The 17,086-nt window shown below is 51.0% G+C and carries 15 protein-coding genes; 11 read left to right on the forward strand and 4 right to left on the reverse strand.

Annotated elements, in window-relative coordinates:
- Positions 1 to 18 precede the first annotated feature (18 nt).
- The 10 genes from ACMGF5_RS20190 to ACMGF5_RS20235 all read left to right on the forward strand — a co-directional run bounded on the left by ACMGF5_RS20190 (position 19) and on the right by ACMGF5_RS20235 (position 12,066).
- Entirely contained in the window at positions 19 to 996 is a 978-nt protein-coding gene (locus ACMGF5_RS20190; RefSeq protein ID WP_119688878.1) for a Gfo/Idh/MocA family oxidoreductase, read from the forward strand.
- Positions 997 to 1,070: 74 nt separating this feature from the next.
- Positions 1,071 to 2,129, forward strand: coding sequence for a Gfo/Idh/MocA family protein (locus tag ACMGF5_RS20195; RefSeq protein ID WP_414157129.1), 1,059 nt, complete (start codon positions 1,071 to 1,073; stop codon positions 2,127 to 2,129).
- Positions 2,130 to 2,188: 59 nt separating this feature from the next.
- A complete protein-coding gene (locus ACMGF5_RS20200; protein ID WP_414157130.1) occupies positions 2,189 to 3,310 on the forward strand; it encodes a Re/Si-specific NAD(P)(+) transhydrogenase subunit alpha in 1,122 nt (373 codons plus the stop codon).
- Between the two features lie 11 nt (positions 3,311 to 3,321).
- On the forward strand, positions 3,322 to 3,636 hold the full coding sequence (locus ACMGF5_RS20205) for an NAD(P) transhydrogenase subunit alpha (protein WP_119688880.1): 315 nt from the start codon (positions 3,322 to 3,324) through the stop codon (positions 3,634 to 3,636).
- A 1-nt stretch (position 3,637) separates the two neighbouring features.
- Entirely contained in the window at positions 3,638 to 5,074 is a 1,437-nt protein-coding gene (locus tag ACMGF5_RS20210) for an NAD(P)(+) transhydrogenase (Re/Si-specific) subunit beta (protein WP_414157131.1), read from the forward strand.
- 158 nt (positions 5,075 to 5,232) lie between these two features.
- Positions 5,233 to 6,006, forward strand: a complete 774-nt coding sequence (locus ACMGF5_RS20215; protein ID WP_119688882.1) for an SDR family NAD(P)-dependent oxidoreductase — start codon at positions 5,233 to 5,235, stop codon at positions 6,004 to 6,006.
- Positions 6,007 to 6,047: 41 nt separating this feature from the next.
- On the forward strand, positions 6,048 to 6,932 hold the full coding sequence (locus ACMGF5_RS20220; RefSeq protein ID WP_119688883.1) for an alpha/beta fold hydrolase: 885 nt from the start codon (positions 6,048 to 6,050) through the stop codon (positions 6,930 to 6,932).
- A gap of 203 nt (positions 6,933 to 7,135) precedes the next feature.
- A complete protein-coding gene (locus tag ACMGF5_RS20225; protein ID WP_119688884.1) occupies positions 7,136 to 8,362 on the forward strand; it encodes a carbohydrate porin in 1,227 nt (408 codons plus the stop codon).
- A 50-nt stretch (positions 8,363 to 8,412) separates the two neighbouring features.
- Complete coding sequence (locus tag ACMGF5_RS20230) at positions 8,413 to 10,008, forward strand: purine-cytosine permease family protein (RefSeq protein WP_147405251.1); 1,596 nt, start codon at positions 8,413 to 8,415, stop codon at positions 10,006 to 10,008.
- Between the two features lie 783 nt (positions 10,009 to 10,791).
- Positions 10,792 to 12,066 carry an NAD(P)/FAD-dependent oxidoreductase gene (locus tag ACMGF5_RS20235; RefSeq protein ID WP_414157132.1) on the forward strand — a complete coding sequence of 425 codons (1,275 nt, stop codon included), beginning with the start codon at positions 10,792 to 10,794 and terminating at the stop codon, positions 12,064 to 12,066.
- Between the two features lie 119 nt (positions 12,067 to 12,185).
- On the opposite strand, the gene ACMGF5_RS20240 is transcribed toward ACMGF5_RS20235, so the two are convergent.
- Together ACMGF5_RS20240 and iolG are read right to left on the reverse strand one after the other, a co-directional pair.
- Positions 12,186 to 13,148, reverse strand: a complete 963-nt coding sequence (locus tag ACMGF5_RS20240; RefSeq protein WP_414157133.1) for a Gfo/Idh/MocA family protein — start codon at positions 13,146 to 13,148, stop codon at positions 12,186 to 12,188.
- A gap of 9 nt (positions 13,149 to 13,157) precedes the next feature.
- A complete protein-coding gene (iolG, locus tag ACMGF5_RS20245; protein WP_414157134.1) occupies positions 13,158 to 14,150 on the reverse strand; it encodes an inositol 2-dehydrogenase in 993 nt (330 codons plus the stop codon).
- Positions 14,151 to 14,796: 646 nt separating this feature from the next.
- Between iolG and ACMGF5_RS20250 the strand changes: the two genes are divergently transcribed.
- Entirely contained in the window at positions 14,797 to 15,531 is a 735-nt protein-coding gene (locus ACMGF5_RS20250) for a TorF family putative porin (RefSeq protein ID WP_119688889.1), read from the forward strand.
- Between the two features lie 598 nt (positions 15,532 to 16,129).
- Here ACMGF5_RS20250 and ACMGF5_RS20255 read toward each other — a convergent pair.
- The gene (locus tag ACMGF5_RS20255; protein WP_414157135.1) at positions 16,130 to 16,621 is read right to left on the reverse strand and encodes a hydroxyacylglutathione hydrolase C-terminal domain-containing protein; all 492 of its coding nucleotides are present in this window, start codon (positions 16,619 to 16,621) and stop codon (positions 16,130 to 16,132) included.
- The gene (locus tag ACMGF5_RS20260) at positions 16,593 to 16,718 is read right to left on the reverse strand and encodes a VOC family protein (RefSeq protein ID WP_251962869.1); all 126 of its coding nucleotides are present in this window, start codon (positions 16,716 to 16,718) and stop codon (positions 16,593 to 16,595) included. The genes ACMGF5_RS20255 and ACMGF5_RS20260 overlap by 29 nt, the downstream gene beginning before the upstream one ends.
- Positions 16,719 to 17,086: the final 368 nt, after the last annotated feature.

Raw genomic sequence — 17,086 nt, forward strand, 5'->3', positions numbered from 1 at the left:
GAGACCGCCAGACTCTTAATGAGTATCGCGGTTGGACTGATTGGTGCTGGTGTCATGGGTAGGGAGCACGGTCATATTCTGTCCATGCACACCCCAAACGCTCACTTGGCAGGGGTCTGCGATTTCGATTCAGAAAAAGCCCGATCTGTAGCTGGCAAGGTACAGGTTTTTTCAGATCCGTTAGATCTGATTGCCTCTAAGGAAATTGATGCAGTTCTGATTGCATCACCGGATTCTACTCATGCTGATCTGGTGCAAGCCTGCATAGCTGCAGAGAAACCAGTACTGTGTGAAAAACCATTGGCCATGAGCGCTGAACAAGCGCGCTTGGTCGTCGAGGCAGAATGCTCCAAAGAGCGCTCCTTCGTTCAAGTCGGATACATGCGCAGATTCGACCCAGGTTATGAAGAGCTCAAAAGGCTTTTCGAAGCGAATGCCGTCGGTAATCCCGAGATCCTTCACAACTTCCATCGTAATCCAGTTGCCCCGGATTGGATGACGGGTGACATGCTCATCACAAACGCTTTTGTTCATGAGATTGATGTCATGCGTTGGCTGATGGATACCGAGCTTGAAGCCGTCAGGATCACTGTTGCCGATAAAGGCGATCCGATGATGATCGTGACGCGGCTTGCGAACGGTGCGATTTCGTCTACTGAACTCTTCATGAACTGTAAATTTGGCTACCAGGTTCATGCTGAGTTAGTAGGTGCAGAGGGGACTGTCGCCTTGCCTCAGTTTTCAGCGCCTGTCATAAGCACATCGGGTCATCGTTCATCGCATGTTCCTCGGAACTGGATACCACGCTTCACCGCGGCCTACCAGGCCCAAACTCGCCGCTGGATTCAAAGCATTGTTTCTGGTGTCCCGAACCATGGGGCAACAGCATGGGATGGCTACATCACTACTCTGATTGCCGAGCAGTTGGTTAAATGGATAGGCACTGATCAAACAATCATACTTGACCTACCATCTCGTCCTTCGCTGTACCGATAAACATGATTATCTGAGTTGCGCCCCTACTAAACAGTAGATCGCTCCGTGTGGCGCAGCTCTTCGAGGATCTAAACGTGATTCGATATGCCGTAGTGGGAACTGGCTGGATATCCCAGACCGCATTCATCCCTGCTGTCTCTCTGTTAGAGAACGCAGTGGTTACAGCACTTGTCTCAGGAAACCCGGAGCGTGCTCGTCAGCTGGCGAATAAACATGGCATTGAACATGTTTGCTCGTATGAGGATTTTGATGAGCTGCTAGCGAGTGATCTGATTGACGCTGTTTACGTGGCCGTACCCAATCCATTGCATGCTACCTACGCCATCCAGGCAGCGAAGGCGGGCAAGCATGTGCTCGTAGAAAAGCCAATTGCCACTTCCCTGCCTGATGCTGACGCGATGATCGCCACAGCTCAAGCTGCAGGGGTGTCACTCATGACCAGTTACAGGTTGCACCATGACGTAGGCACCATCGCGGCGTTGCAAGCTGTTCGAGAGGGTCGAATCGGTCAGCCAGTGTTCATGTCCGCGACGTTTAGTTTCCAAAGCGATATTGGTAACCACCGATTGGATGTGGAGCATTGGGGCGGCCCACTGCAAGACATTGGCATCTACTGCATTAATGCCGCTCGCCACGTCTTTGAATCTGATCCTATCGCAGTCTCTGCAATGAGCACCCGTCGCGCCGGCGATCCCCGATTCCCCAACGTGGATGACTCGATAGCAGTGACCCTCAGATTCCCTGGTGATCGATTAGCGCAGTTCTATTGCAGCTTCGGAGCTTACCCTGTCGACACCTACCAGATCGTGGGCACTGAGGGCGTTTTGAACATGGATCCTGGCTTCCGGTTTGAGCATTCCATGGCCATGGCACTGAAAAGCCGGGATGAGAACGAATACATTCACTTCCCGCACTACGATCACTTTGCAGGGCAAATTTCATACTTCTCGGATTGTATTGAGCAAGGTATAGCACCGCAGCCTTGTGGTGAGGAGGGGCTCGCAGACCTGGAAATTCTTTTTGCCATCGAGCGCGCTGCTGCCTCCGGTTTGCCGCAGTCGTTGATGTCTAAGAAAGCCAGAGCTCGTCCATCAGAAGCAACTCTTAGGACGATTAAACGGGCGGTTGCCTGACCAGCATTCTTCATTCCATGAAGGATCCTCGATTCAAGAATAATAAACGGAGAAGTTCCTTGTATATCGGAGTACCGTCGGAGACCGCTTGCGGCGAAACGCGCGTTGCGGTCATCCCAGACACAGTAAAGCGACTGGTCGCTTCTGGGCATCAAGTTGTCGTCCAAAGAGGCTGCGGGCTGCTCTCTTGCATTACCGACAGCGCGTTTGAGGCCGTGGGCGCCACGGTCGGTGAGGCGAGCGATGCTTTTGGTGCGGAAATTGTGCTGAAAGTAGTTGCCCCTAATGACCAAGAGCTCGAGCTCATCAACTCGGGCAGCGTGCTAATTGGCATGCTCAACCCGTTCAACAGCGAGCTGATCGTCAAGATGGCCGGTCGCGGGATCACCGCGTTCGCACTGGAGGCTGCGCCACGTACCTCTCGTGCGCAAAGTCTGGATGTATTGTCGTCGCAGGCCAACATCGCGGGCTACAAGGCCGTGCTGCTTGCGGCTCAGTACTACCCACGGTTCATGCCGATGCTCATGACCGCTGCGGGTACCGTTAAAGCGGCACGCGTGCTTATCTTGGGAGCGGGTGTTGCCGGCCTTCAGGCCATTGCTACAGCTAAGCGCATGGGCGCAGTGATTGAAGCGTCCGATGTGCGCCCCGCCGTGAAGGAGCAAATCGAGTCTCTGGGCGCTAAGTTCATCGACGTGCCATACGAGACGGAGGAGGAGCGAGCGTGCGCCGAAGGGGTGGGCGGCTATGCTCGCCCAATGCCGGAAAGCTGGATGCTGCGACAAGCTCAAGCGGTGCATGACCGCGCAAAGCAAGCTGACATTGTCATCACCACCGCCCTGATCCCGGGACGCAAAGCGCCAACTCTCCTGAATATTGGCACTGTGGCGCAGATGAAACCCGGATCCGTTGTCATTGACCTAGCCGCTGCCCAGGGGGGCAACTGTCCCCTGACCGTTGCCGATCAAGTAGTTGTTGAGAATGGTGTGACTATCGTCGGCCCGACCAACCTGCCGGCGCAGGTAGGCGCCGACGCGTCCGCGCTCTACTCCCGCAACCTGCTGGACTTCATGAAGCTGCTGTTCGACAAGGACGGTGCGCTAGACATCAACCTGGAAGACGACATTGTCGCCGCGTGCCTGATGTGCCGCGATGGCCAGGTCGTGCGCAAGAACAGCTGAGGAGCACGACAATGGAAGACCTGGTGATTTCCCATGGCATCTACAACCTCATCATCTTCGTGCTGGCTATCTACGTGGGATACCACGTGGTTTGGAATGTCACTCCAGCTCTGCATACGCCGCTGATGGCCGTCACTAACGCCATTTCGGCGATCGTGATCATTGGCGCCATGCTGGCTGCCGCACTCACTGTGACACCTGCTGGAAAAATCATGGGCACCTTGGCCGTGGCCTTAGCTGCAGTGAACGTATTCGGCGGCTTCCTGGTTACCCGGCGCATGCTGGAAATGTTCAAGAAGAAAACCAAAAGCGAAGGGCAGAAGTAACATGAGTATGAACTTGATAACGCTGCTCTACCTTGTCGCTTCGGTCTGCTTCATCCAGGCGCTCAAGGGTCTGTCTCACCCGACAACCTCGCGACGGGGCAACCTGTTCGGCATGATTGGCATGGGCATCGCCATCCTGACGACCGTAGGGCTCATCTATAAGCTGGGTTCAGGAATCGCTAGCGCTGGGATGGGCTATGTCATCTTCGGGCTGTTGGTCGGCGGCACAGCCGGTTCGATCATGGCCAAGCGCGTGGAGATGACCAAGATGCCAGAGCTGGTCGCCTTCATGCACAGCATGATCGGCTTGGCAGCGGTGTTCATCGCCATCACAGGTGTTATTGAGCCCCAGTCACTCGGTATCGTTGCCTCGATCAACGACCCCATTCCGGGTGGGAACCGTCTTGAGCTCTTCCTAGGCGCGGCGATCGGTGCCATCACCTTCTCAGGCTCTGTGATCGCTTTCGGCAAGCTTTCTGGCAAATACAAATTCCGTCTCTTCCAAGGAGCGCCATTTATCTTTCGGGGCCAATTCAAAACCAACCTTCTGGTTCTGTTCACGACAATTGGCCTAGGCATCATTTACAGCACCACAGGCTTGTTTGACGCTTTCATTCTGATGCTGCTGCTCGCCTTCGTCCTCGGCGTTCTCTTGATCATCCCCATTGGCGGCGCAGACATGCCAGTGGTGGTTTCCATGTTGAACAGCTATTCAGGCTGGGCAGCAGCGGGCATCGGTTTTTCGCTGAACAACTCAATGCTGATCATCGCCGGCTCCTTGGTTGGCTCCAGTGGTGCAATCCTCTCGTACATTATGTGCAAGGCGATGAACCGCTCATTTTTCAGCGTGATCTTGGGCGGCTTCGGTGGTGACGCTGATATCAGGGGAGATCAGGGATCTAAGGAGCAGCGACCAGTGAAGTCTGGTTCTGCCGATGACGCCACCTTCCTGCTAACCAACGCCGACACCGTGATTATTGTTCCTGGTTACGGTCTGGCCGTGGCTCGTGCCCAGCACGCGCTGAAGGAGCTGACTGAAAAGCTGATTCACAACGGCGTTACCGTGAAGTATGCGATCCATCCAGTGGCTGGTCGCATGCCAGGGCATATGAACGTGCTCTTGGCTGAAGCGGAGGTGCCGTACGACCAGGTGTTCGAAATGGAGGACATCAACTCCGAATTTGGACAGGCTGACGTGGTGCTGGTGTTGGGTGCCAATGATGTGGTCAACCCGGCGGCCAAGAACGATCCGAAATCGCCGATCGCCGGCATGCCAATCCTTGAAGCGTACAAAGCGAAGACCATCATCGTTAACAAGCGCTCCATGGCCAGTGGCTATGCCGGCCTGGACAATGAGCTGTTCTACATGGAAAAAACCATGATGGTATTTGGTGATGCAAAGAAAACGATTGAGGACATGGTTAAGGCTGTGGCTTGAGTGTGGCTTGAGGCAGTTACGGAATTTCTGATAACCAAAGCTGATCTAAAAGAATCGTAAATGGCGATTGGACGCGTTCAGATCCTTCGCCGATGATCGAAGGTGTCTGGCGGCGCTAGATATCAATGCGCAATTAAATATCTGACGAAGAGTGCTATATGAATAATTACAATGGTCGCGTAGTCATTATTACCGGTGCTGGCTCTGGCATGGGGCGGGCAATGGTTCAAGAGTTTGCCGCACGCCAAGCCTTAGTTGTTGCGCTGGATATCAATCTGAAAGCCGCCGAAGAATCGATTTCCACAATTGCAAACACGGAGGCAGGCTTCGCGTATCGAGTCGATGTAAGCGATCCTGCCAGTGTTAATGAAGCCGTGGAAGCAGTCATCGCCAAGTGGGAGCGAATTGACCTGCTCTGCAATAATGCCGGTATTCTTGATGGGCATTCCACTGCACACGAAGTTTCCATTGAGGAGTGGAACCGAGTCATTGCGGTCAACCTCACTGGGCCTTTCCTGATGGCCCGTGCTGTCATCCCTCAAATGCTCAAGCAGAAAAAAGGCGCGATCATCAACACCTCCTCTACATCCGGCTTCAGTGCCGCAGGTGGTGGTACTGCTTATACGGCTTCCAAACATGGAGTGATTGGCCTTACACGGCAGCTGACTTTCGAGTATGGCGCAAGCGGTATTCGCGTGAACACAATCTGCCCAGGGGCAACTGCTACCCCACTCGCTATGGCCGATCCTGTGACTGCTCATTCACCTGACATGCTGGCTGCCCTCGAGAAGTTCCCTGCGCGACGTTGGTGCCAGCCGAGTGAAATCGCCAAGCTTGCTGCGTTCCTCGGCGGTGATGAGGCAGACTTCGTTCACGGTAGTGAGTACGTAATGGATGGTGGCTGGCTGGCCGCTGCCCGAGACCCTTTCTGATAGATCAGATATCTACAAGCATTTCAGCATAGGTGAACACGATGTTTAGCAAGCGTGAATGGCCGGATAGCGGTGTAGAAGGATTTCAGCGTGGTTTTGTGACCGTTGATGGCACGCGGATGCACTACGTAAGTGGTGGTCGCGAAGACGGTGAAGTGATGGTACTGGTCTGTGGTTTTCCGCAAAGCTGGTATGCATGGCGAAAAGTACTGCCGATCTTGGGCAAGCACTTCCGGGTAATCGCACCTGACTTGCCAGGCCAAGGGGATTCGGATCGCCCGGCGGGTTGTGATACGGCCAACATCGCTCGATTGCTTCGCGGCATGCTAGACAAGATTGGTGTGGGCAAGCATTCGCTGATTTCCCATGACCTTGGTGCTTGGGTCAGCTACCCGTACTGCGCGAACTACGGCGATCAGGTCACCGGATGGGCGATTCTGGATTGCGGCATTCCTGGTATCAGCTTACCGGATAATCTTCCATGGGCTGGCAATGTCGCTTGGCGTACTTGGCACTGCGGGTTCCATAATCTCGTGGATCTGCCAGAGGCTCTTCTGGAAGGGCGCGAGCATATCTATCTGCAGTGGTACCTCCAGCGTAAAGCTGCTATTCCTCAGATCTTTACACAGGACGACTTTGAAGAATACCTTCGAGTGTTCAAGCTTAATGGTCTGAAGGGTGGCCTGGCTTACTATCGTGCTATGGGAAAATCGGCTGATCAGAACCGTGAGCTGGCGAAGAAAGGGAAGCTGCAGGTTCCAATCCTAGCCATTCGTGCAGATCAGGGTTCGATGCCCGACCTTGTCACTGAGCTGAAATTGATCGCTACGGATGTAACCGGAACAATGGTTCAGAGCGGTCACTACATTCCTGAGGAACAGCCCGAGCAGCTCACTCACGAACTGCTGAAGTATTTCTCAAAGTAACATCCGATATTTTCGTCGCTGTGCCACATTTGCTAGGAGCCGATACTGATCGGTTTCTAGCCTTTTTGTATCTGTTGTTCAAGCTTTGTTGTCATGGTCGACGAATTTAAGATTATGAGTATTCATGGTTTTGCTGGTTGGCTGTGTGTGCCTTTGTTCGTGCATTGTTCAGTGACCAATTAATAATAATAACGGAGTCGCGAATGAGAACTTTGAGATTGAGCTCTTTTGGGGGCGCGCTGTCGGCTGCGCTCTTGTTTCCAGAAGAAGCTCCTGCAATTGAATTCAATGGCTACATGCGAAGCGGCGTTGGTGGCTCGACATCGGGGGGTAAGCAAAGCTGTTTTATGCTTCTCGGAGCGCAGTCGAAGTACCGCCTGGGTAACGAATGTGAGCAATACATCGAGGTAGAGGGAAGGCAAGATATAGCCAATCTCGATGATGGTTCGGTTGTTAGTCTGGATGCTATGGTTCAAACACAAACAGATTACGGACATACACCGGCGCTTTCAGGAGACGATAGCTTCACCCGAATGAACCAAGCCTATATGGAATGGGGCAAGATGCCGGCATTGGGAGGAGGGTCGCTTTGGGCCGGGCGTCGATTCTATAAAAGGAATGATATCAACATCTCTGACTTCTTCTATTGGAATCAGAGCGCGACTGGTTTTGGCTTGGATCGGGTATCGATAGGGGACTATAAGTACAGCTACGTATTCTCACGCAAGGACAGCGTCTTCCAGAAAGAGAAGATTACCCGACAAGACTTTAACGTCGAAGGCTTCAAGGTCAACCCAGGTGGAGAGATTGAAGTTGGGGTCAGCTTTATCCGTGCTCCAAGCGGTGATAATACCCATGACGGTTGGTCAACAGTTGTTCAGCACAAACAGGCTAATTTTCTCGGCGGCCAGAACAAGTTTGCGCTCCAGTATGGCGAGGGCCCTGGAACGGCTTTAGGTTACACAGGCGATCCTGAACTCGATAGGAGCAATCGGAGCTGGCGAGCAGTAGAGATTTTCGACTGGCAGTCAACCGGCAATTTTGGAGGACAATTTAATGTTGTTTTCCAGAAGGATAAGCGACAGGACGATGCAGACCTGAATTGGCTGTCGATCGGTGTTCGTCCAGTCTACGGATTCACCGAGCAGTTCAAGCTTGCGGTTGAGCTTGGGCGAGATCAGGTAACGGCACCTGGTGGAACTCGTAAGCTTACAAAATTCACAATCGCGCCTACATGGTCGCCAAATGGCCCTGGATTCAACGATCGGCCTGAGATCCGTCTTTATTACACTTACGCCCGTTGGAATGCTGCTGCTCAGCGAGCGGCGAACGAATTTGCAGCCGGTTCAGCGCTCTCTGATGCTGGGGCATTTGGTAATGCTCTACATGGGTCAAACTTTGGTGTCCAATTTGAGTATGGATGGGAGTAACCGTAAGCTAGCAGCGCATCTAGGCTAAAGACTTAAAGCGAGAGAGTAATATGTCCCAGCAAGATCGTTTAAATATCAGTGATCATGATGACCCCCGTGTTTTGCAGGAGCAGTCTGCCGAGGATTATTCGCGACATGTAGTTCCATTGGCTGCCCGCACAGGTCGGTGGAGTTTGGCCATGGCCTCTTGGTCTGTACTGAGCGCTCTGTTCTACCTCTACATCAGTGTTGCTGTCGCGCAGGCGGTGGGATCACGCAGTGCACTCATCGGTATTCTGTTGTCAGTAATATTCTATGGGCTGATTAACTATATTATTAGTCAGCGATCCATCAAAAGTGGACTTTCTGTGGCGTTGCTATCCAGAGGGATATTCGGGAATTTTGGTGCGATTATCTCCTCGTTGCTTTTTGCTGTTACCGCTACTTACTATGCAGTGTTCGAGGGCTCTATTATAGCTGTCGCTCTTCAACAGTATTTCTCACCTGAGAGTGACATCCGATGGTGGTATCTTTTGGTAGTCCTTTATGCAATGCCACTTGTTGTAGGAGGCATCCAGGCATGGATGGATAAGCTAAATGGAACACTGCTGCCATTGTATGTCGGAGGCCTGTTGGTGATTGTCTTGATGGCCGGAAGCCGCTTTGGGTTTTCCACCGGATTCTTGTCTATTCAGCCGTCACTTGAAACCTCCATGCCAGGCTGGTTGTGGGCATTCGTTGTCTATATGGGCATTTGCGTCAACATGATGGTGACCGCTGAATTCTCACGTTTTGGTAAACCACAGGATGCTAAATTCCATGGAATAGTTACCTTTGGGCCACTGTTCTATTTTGCCCTTTACATTGTCAATGGCGTGGCGGGTATCTTTATCATGGAAACCGTTTTCCCTGGTCTGAAAGCCAGTGAACAGGGTATTGCGGAAGCAGTTCTTAAGTCGGCAGGCGTAGTCGGTTTGTTGTTCATTATCGTTAGTCAAACACGTATCAACACTGCAAACTATTATATGGCCTCGCTAAATATGGCTGGTTTCGCTGCCAGAGGTTTCGGTTTGCGATTACCTCGGGCTATATGGGTTATCTTTGTTGGGGCTTGCGTTTACTCTCTGATGCTTACCAATGTGTTCAGTTATTTGCTGAAAGCGCTAGCTTGGCAGGGTGTAGCCGTTACATCATGGGTGGCGATTATAATGACTCATTATGCGCTTCATCCAGGCACTCAGCACTCCGAGTTCCGTCCAGGTAGGGTCAAAGCAATGATGCCAGGCGCGTGGGCGATTTTGTTCTCTACAGCGGTAGGTATTTACATCATTGAGTTTGGTGCTAAAGGAGTATGGTACGTCGACTTTGCCCCCATCATTATTTCTGCTATCGCAGCTTTGAGCTACGGGTTAATAACTAAATTCAATCATGGTCGGCCAATTCTTCGCGTCGGAGAGCCTAGAAATGAAGTAGCGGACGTATGGAGTCAGCATATAAAATGCCATGTTTGCGACAGGTCTTATACAGCGATTGAAATGGACAGTGATCCTTCTGCTGGCCAGAAGGCTATCTGCACTGGCTGTGCAGAAGGGAATCGCGCGTTCCTACAAGCTGTCAAGCAGGAGTCTCAAGCGCTGTCAGGTCGAGCTGAATCCAACATCGCTTAAAAAATCAAGTACGAAGTACTTCTTGCAAAAATTCTAGTCGCATGAGCCTCTCGCATGAGAGGCTCCTGTTACCTACCTAGTTTGGCGAGCCTAATCGTTGGCTTCATAAAGTCTGATAACCACTTGGCTTTCGTCGTTTTTTATAGAAAAACGGACGTTTGAGAGTGGTCTACATGGTTAAAAACGAAATGAGAATTGGACGCTCGCGGTCTCTAATTCTGTGAGGAAAATTATACGAGTGTACCAAAATAAGACAGAAATTCGCTTATTGGCTGTCTTAGGATTATTGGTGAGAGCTTAAGGTTTCTCGGGTGTCAGAGGATATTTAGTTTCAAGTCATTGGTTGTTTAATAAGTTTGTTAGGGAGCGGCCAAGTTTTCTGCTGCGAGATCCGAATGATGTTGCGACTAGTGCGCAGCGTCCTCAGATTAATGCGCCATGGTTGCTGGAAGTTTGTGGGGTCATTGACATGGATGTAGTCCCTTGGGTAGCGAGTAAGCTATATGTGTTAGGCGTTTTATGTTAAGCAAAATCATTGAGTGTATGTGTGTGAAAGCGTAACTCGAGTTTTGATTCGGTATTTATAATTTTGGTGAATGATTTTTTTTGGTCAGGCTCACTGCTTCAAAATTACTAGATAACCCTGTGGCTTAGAAAAGGGTTGTTGGTGGAACTGCATCAAAATTAAATTTTTCTTTGGGTTGATACTGCCTGCCTTTTTTGCTCGACTGCGTTGGTCCGCTCTCGTGTGCGTGCTGCTTATATTAAGTTTGGGGTGAGGTAATGAAGCATAGGGTTTTGATTGTTGGTGGTGGCGCAGGCGGGCTTGAGTTGGCTACCAGGCTTGGTAAGACACTCGGAAAGCAAAAAAAAGCGGCGATTTCATTGGTGGATGCAAATTTAACGCATATCTGGAAGCCGCTCCTTCACGAAGTTGCAGCTGGTTCGTTGGATCCCAGTATTGATGAGCTGAATTATTTTGCGCAGGCGAAGTGGAACTATTTTTCATTTCAGTATGGTCGCATGGTAGGTCTGGATCGTGAACGAAAAGTAGTGCTACTAGCATCTACCGGCGGGGATGCGCGGGAGGTACCTTACGATACGCTTGTACTGGCTGTTGGTAGTCAGTGCAATGATTTTGGCACCGTGGGTGTTCAAGATCATTGCCAATTCTTGGACAGCCGTACCCAGGCAGAAAAGCTTCAGAAGCAGCTTTTCGCACGTTACATGCGAGCGCATGCAGAAGATGCATCTAATCCACTCCGGATCGCTATTGTTGGAGCCGGCGCAACCGGGGTTGAGTTGTGCGCAGAGCTGCAGCACGCTGTCCGTGTTATTGAGGGGTATGGCCTTCGTCATGCGTCCCCGGACATTCTGCAAGTGACCTTGCTAGAGGCTGGCCCTCGGATTCTCCCTGCCTTGAATCAAGATGTCAGTGAGACTGTTCACTCGGGCCTAGCCAACCTGGGGATAGACGTCCGTGTGAATACGGCGGTGAAGGAGGTGAAGGCTGAGGGCGTAGTACTGGCCGACGGTGGTGCTATAGCCTCTGACTTGACGATCTGGGCTGCAGGTATCAAAGCCCCTGCATTTTTGAACGGGCTAAGCGGGCTGGAGACGAATAGGATCAACCAGCTTCTAGTACGCCGTACGCTCCAGACGACGCTCGATGACTCAATTTTCGCCATAGGTGATTGTGCGTCCTGTCCGTTATCCGATGAGGGTGCAGGTACTGTCCCTCCTCGAGCACAGGCTGCCCATCAACAAGCCGAGATGCTAAGCAGAAGCGTCGCCCTTCACATTTCTGGCAAGCCGCTGCTTAAATTCAGTTATGAAGATCGAGGGACATTGATCTCAATGGCGTCTTTCAATGCAGTAGGGACGCTGAGTGGACTTCTGGGGCGGAAAAAGGTGACCGAAGGTATTTTTGCAAGGACATTATATATGTCACTTTATCGGCTTCATCAGGTAGCACTGTTTGGCGCTACGAGAATGCTGTTAAAGGCATTCTCTGAGTTGCTGCAGCGTAAGACCCGGCCAAGGCTCAAACTGCACTAATAATGAGATTGATTAAAGCGTACGTGTAGATTGCGGATGACTTATGGTGTTGTTGCAGTGGTGTGACTACTACTGCAACAACCTTTCCTTTGGTCGGCCACTAGGGATCACTGTAACGCTTAGCTGAAATCGAGATCGATAGACCTTCTTTCACTAATGGACTTTCGAGCAGCATCCATGATTACAGCAGCGTCATAAGCGTCGCTCAGAGATGAAAGAGGGGCACGCTTTCCAGTGAGGCACTCTTCAATGAAGAACTTTTGAATTTGGTAAAAGCTATCCCAGTATGTGCCGTCGTCCCAGAACGGAAGTCTCGCATCTCCGAACTTTGTGGTATCCCACGGCACCACTGATGAACCATTCTTGCCGATAATTTTGAAGTACACAGACCAGGGGTCACGGCTACAATCATCGGCTGAAAAGCTGCCCCAAAGATTCGCAATGTTGCCGTTTGGATATTCTGCGATGATCATTAGCTGATCGTGGGCTTGCGGATTTTCGAAATGGACATTAGAGCCTGTAGCAAATACTCGTTCCGGCCGGCCCAGGAAATACAGCATACAATATATGTGATGAACCATAAGCTCGCTCATGGTTAGATCAGGCGCGCCAATTTCAGCGCGGTGACGCTTGTTATAGATCGCCCAGAAGTTTACGATTTCTCCGAGGTGCCCGGCGTCAATGTGTGCGCGAACACGTTGCATTGTTTCTGCATAAACATAGTTGTGAGACGGTGCGCACAATCGGTTGACACCGCGCGAAAGTATCTCCAGTTCTCGGATTTTATCGGCGCTCGTGCAAATTGGCTTTTCAATCAGTACATGCTTTCTTGCGAATAGAGCTTCTCTGGCGAAGTGGAAGTGCGTATCTGCGTTGGTACAGATCACAACCGCATCGATGCTAGGATCATCAAGCAAGGCTTCCGGAGTCGGATAAAGTACTCCTCCAAATCGCTCTTTGAATGCAGTTACTTTGCCTGGAGTTCTACCCCATCCGCCGACGTAGGCGGTGGGATCAATTTCATTGATTGCAGTTACATGGAGCTCTGCAACGTTGCCTAGCCCAATGATGCCAATTTTCATGTGCTATTCTCAATACTTGATGTCGACAGGTTGACCGGATGCTAAAGACTCAGCGGCAGCATCCGCGATCAGTTGAGCAAACAACCCATCTGCAGCGTTCGGAGTAGGTGGTGTGCCAGTGGAAATGCAGTGTACAAATTGCTCCATTTCTGCGAGGTATGCAGGGCCAAATCTCTCTAGGAAAAATGGCTTGGCGACAGGCATCGTAAATCCTGAACTTGTCGCACTTTCAACTTGGCTTTCATGGATGTTTGTAACTCTCAGCATTCCTTTGGAGCCATGTACCTCGAGTCTTTGGTCATAGCCATAACTAGCACGCCGTGAGTTGGAAATTTGACATATTTTTCCAGACTTGGTCATGAGCAGTGCTATGGCGGTGTCAACGTCGCCCACGTCTTTAACTGCAGGGTCTACCAGCGCTGACCCCGTTGCAAACACCCGAGTAGGGTTTTCATTCAGTAAGAATCGTGCCAAGTCAAAATCATGGATCATCATGTCCCTGAAGATGCCACCAGAGCCTTTCAGGTACTCGACCGGAGGTGGAGCAGGGTCTCGGGACGTGATTGTGACAGTTTCCAGCTGCCCGATTTCACCCGCAGCTAGTCGTTTCTGCAACGCACCAAAATGCGGATCGAACCGTTGATTGAACGCGGTCATAAACGGTACGCCGGCGCTTGAGACCTTTGCTATGCATTGACGAACCCGATCTGAGGACATATCGATAGGCTTTTCACAGAAAATCGGCTTTCCTGCATCGGCCAAGGTATGGATAAGGTCGAAGTGAGTCGGAGAGGGCGTCGCAATCACTACCGCATCTATGTCTTCTGCCCGAATGATTCCTTCGATTGTCCTGGCTTCAACATTGAAGCGGCTGGCACATTTTTCAGCTGCTGTGGGTATGGTGTCAGCTACTGCTACAAGCTTGGCGGTTGGAATCTGCATTAGGCTTGCCGCGTGCACATGTCCGATTCGACCGCAGCCTAGAATACCTACTCTGAGCATATCGCTATCTCTGTATTTAAAATTGTTGATTTGAAGACGGCGGAATTAGAGTGACAGCGAGTGCTTAGACGGGCGAATCGTATTTTGTTATGGGTGCTGAAAGCTAAAGGTTATCAGCGGAATGCTTGTCATCGCTAGGTACTTCCTTGCAAGGAGTGAGGCCTCCTAGATTTGCGAGGATTGCGCGAGTGAAAGACTGTAAATAGCGGCCAGAAATCATCACGATTTCAATTGGCCTCCCTACTTTTTGGATTTGCTACTGATTTTGGTACCACGCCGAGAGGGAATCTGATCATCTGGTCATGTTTCAAGCCTTGGCCAGGTTGCTGTCTCAGTTTGGCACAGTTGCGTCGTCTGCGTGAGGATAGTCTATCGGTTCGGTAAGCAGATCCATCGGCTTAGCTCTAGAACATCAGGGCCAAGCAGTGATGGCGCTAACCACGCCAAACCTCAGTTCCCAATTGTAGGCTTGGTCTAAATAAAAAATAGAATTTCTGAGTCTTCTGCCTCTCATTCTGCGATTCACTGATTAGCTACCTAAGGCCAGTGCTGATGTATCAACTGTTATTTTCTTGTTGGTGTGTCTGCTTGCGTTGTAGCTGCCGCAGTGGTAATTGCTTAACAAAAATTATAGCTGGGGATATGTATGAAGCATTCTGTTAAATTTGCGGCTATTTTTCTGGCGGCAGTTGCGCCATGGTCGGAAAGCAATGCGATTGAGTTAAGTAAGGACTTTACGCTAGCGCTCGATGCGGGGTTGTACAGTCAGTATTGGTCTCGCGGAATGTCACAAACCCAAGGCGATCCTGCCCTTCAGGGCTCAGCCACGTTAGTACATTCCAGTGGTTTGTTCGCGGGCGTATGGAGCTCGAATGTTGACTTCGGTCACGGCAGCAAGACACGCCAGGAAATCGATTATTACCTGGGTTACTCGATGCAGTTGGCCGATGACGTTAGCTTGGAGTTGACCTATTTGGAGTACGAGTACCCCAAGCAAGCGGATCTCAATTACAGCGAATACTATGCGAAACTGAATGCCCACGGATTTATTGTAGGCGGTTATTACTCCGATGACCTGTGGGGAGATGAAAGCATGCTCTACAGCTTCGTAGGCTATGAAACTACCTTGCCAGGAGGCATCGGTTTGAAAACGCGCTACGGTCAGGTTGACTATAAAGATCCAGTTTTCGTTTCCGGAAATGGCAGCGCCCAAAGCAAGTATAATGAGTGGCAGATTGAAATGAACAAGGAGTTGCTGGGGCTCAAATGGTCTCTCAGCTACGCCGATAGCAATCTATCCAAGGTGGAGTGCCTCAACTTCAACGGTTTTGATGATGTCTGCTCAGCAACAGTTGTCGCTGGGGTTAGCAAGTCATTCTAACTGGTTTGGTTATAAATTTGAGCTGACTGGCTGTGCAAAGTGGGCAATTTTTTGCCCGCTTTGTAGTGCGTGCATGCTACGCACTGTAGGGAATACTCGAAACCTCAATAAGCGTCTCTCCAAAGCTACGATTTTGTAGGCACTGCCATTAACTGAGAGAAACTCTGTTTTGCGAAGCATAAACAGCTCTCGGTCGATGCCTGGTATTTGATTTATACATTGTGTCCACTGTGTGGGGCGTGCTGGCTTGTACTACCAATTGATCCTATCTTATGTGCTCTGAGGGCTTTGCTTAGGTGCTACCTGGTGAGATAAGGTCTATCACAGTGCAGAGCGCTATAGACCTTAATCCGTGATCCAGGATGCGAAGTTTGCAAGCAGCGGTATCGCCTTTTTTGGGCGCGTTTGGGAGTTGTCAGTTATGGCACATGGCGCACGTTTTTTGTGAATACAGCGGCAGGCCCTTGAGCAGCTTGGGCAGTAGCAATCATGAAGGCTGTCAGGGTGATCTGCAGTGTTTTTCATCATAGGTGATCTTGTTGTTGTTGTTGTTGTTGTTGTTGTTGTTGTTGTTGTTATTCAGAAATTGTCTTTCCACTTACGCATAGCAGCGAAGCATGACATCGGCTGATGTGATGGTTAGTCCCATGTGGCGCTGGACAGTTTCAACGATGTTCGCCTCCCGTACACGCAGAAACGAATTAAAAGCCTGTTCAACGCTGATGCGGGTAGGTAAGGTGCACTGTCCGCGATTGCGGATTTCACAGACCTCAGCCAAGCGCCCGGCTATTTGATGATTGTCTGGGTCGACAGCCAAAGCAAAACGCAGGTTGGACAGGGTGTACTCATGTGCGCAGTACACTTGCGTTTGGTCTGGCAGCCCTCCAAGGTATTCGAGCGACTTCAACACCTGCAACGGCGTCCACTCCAATAGCCGGCCGCAGCCGGCGCTGAATAGCACGTCCTCATCAACCAAGTGGTAGGCCAGATGCCCTGAGGTATGGCCAGGCACGGCGATCACGTTAATGGTTTGTCCCAACACTTGGATCCGGTCACCATCCTTAGACGAGGGAAAAGTCGTCGAACTCAAGGCGATGGGATTCCTGCAGGTCGAACGCTTGTCCGTAGAAACGCATGGAGGCATCCAGGTCACCTACGCGGATCATGGTATGGAGGAATTTCGGCATGATCAGGCTTTCCTGGACTGTTGTTATGCAGTCAGGATGGCAGTCTGGGTCGCGGTAGAAACGGCAGTCATTTGCCGCCCTCCGCACAGATCCGTACATGCGGAACTACCACATAGCGCTCCTGCCTCGGGTATGTGACGCAAAGCGATCCTCAAAGTAAGGATGTGCCTTCTAGGTATCGGGATGTAGGGATCGCCAAGGCGTCCATACCGTGACCATTGAAGCCGATTACGCTTAAGGGCTTGTTGCCAAAGACGGCATACCGGCAAACGAAATCCGCCAAGAGGTATAGGTTCCCCGGTATCGCGTGGCAATTGAAGTAGCCGCTCACCACACGTTTGAGCCGTTGCCCTTGAACCCGGACAAGG

The organism is Pseudomonas sp. BNK-15 (assembly GCF_047456105.1).
Classification (GTDB): Bacteria; Pseudomonadota; Gammaproteobacteria; order Pseudomonadales; family Pseudomonadaceae; genus Aquipseudomonas; species Aquipseudomonas putida_E.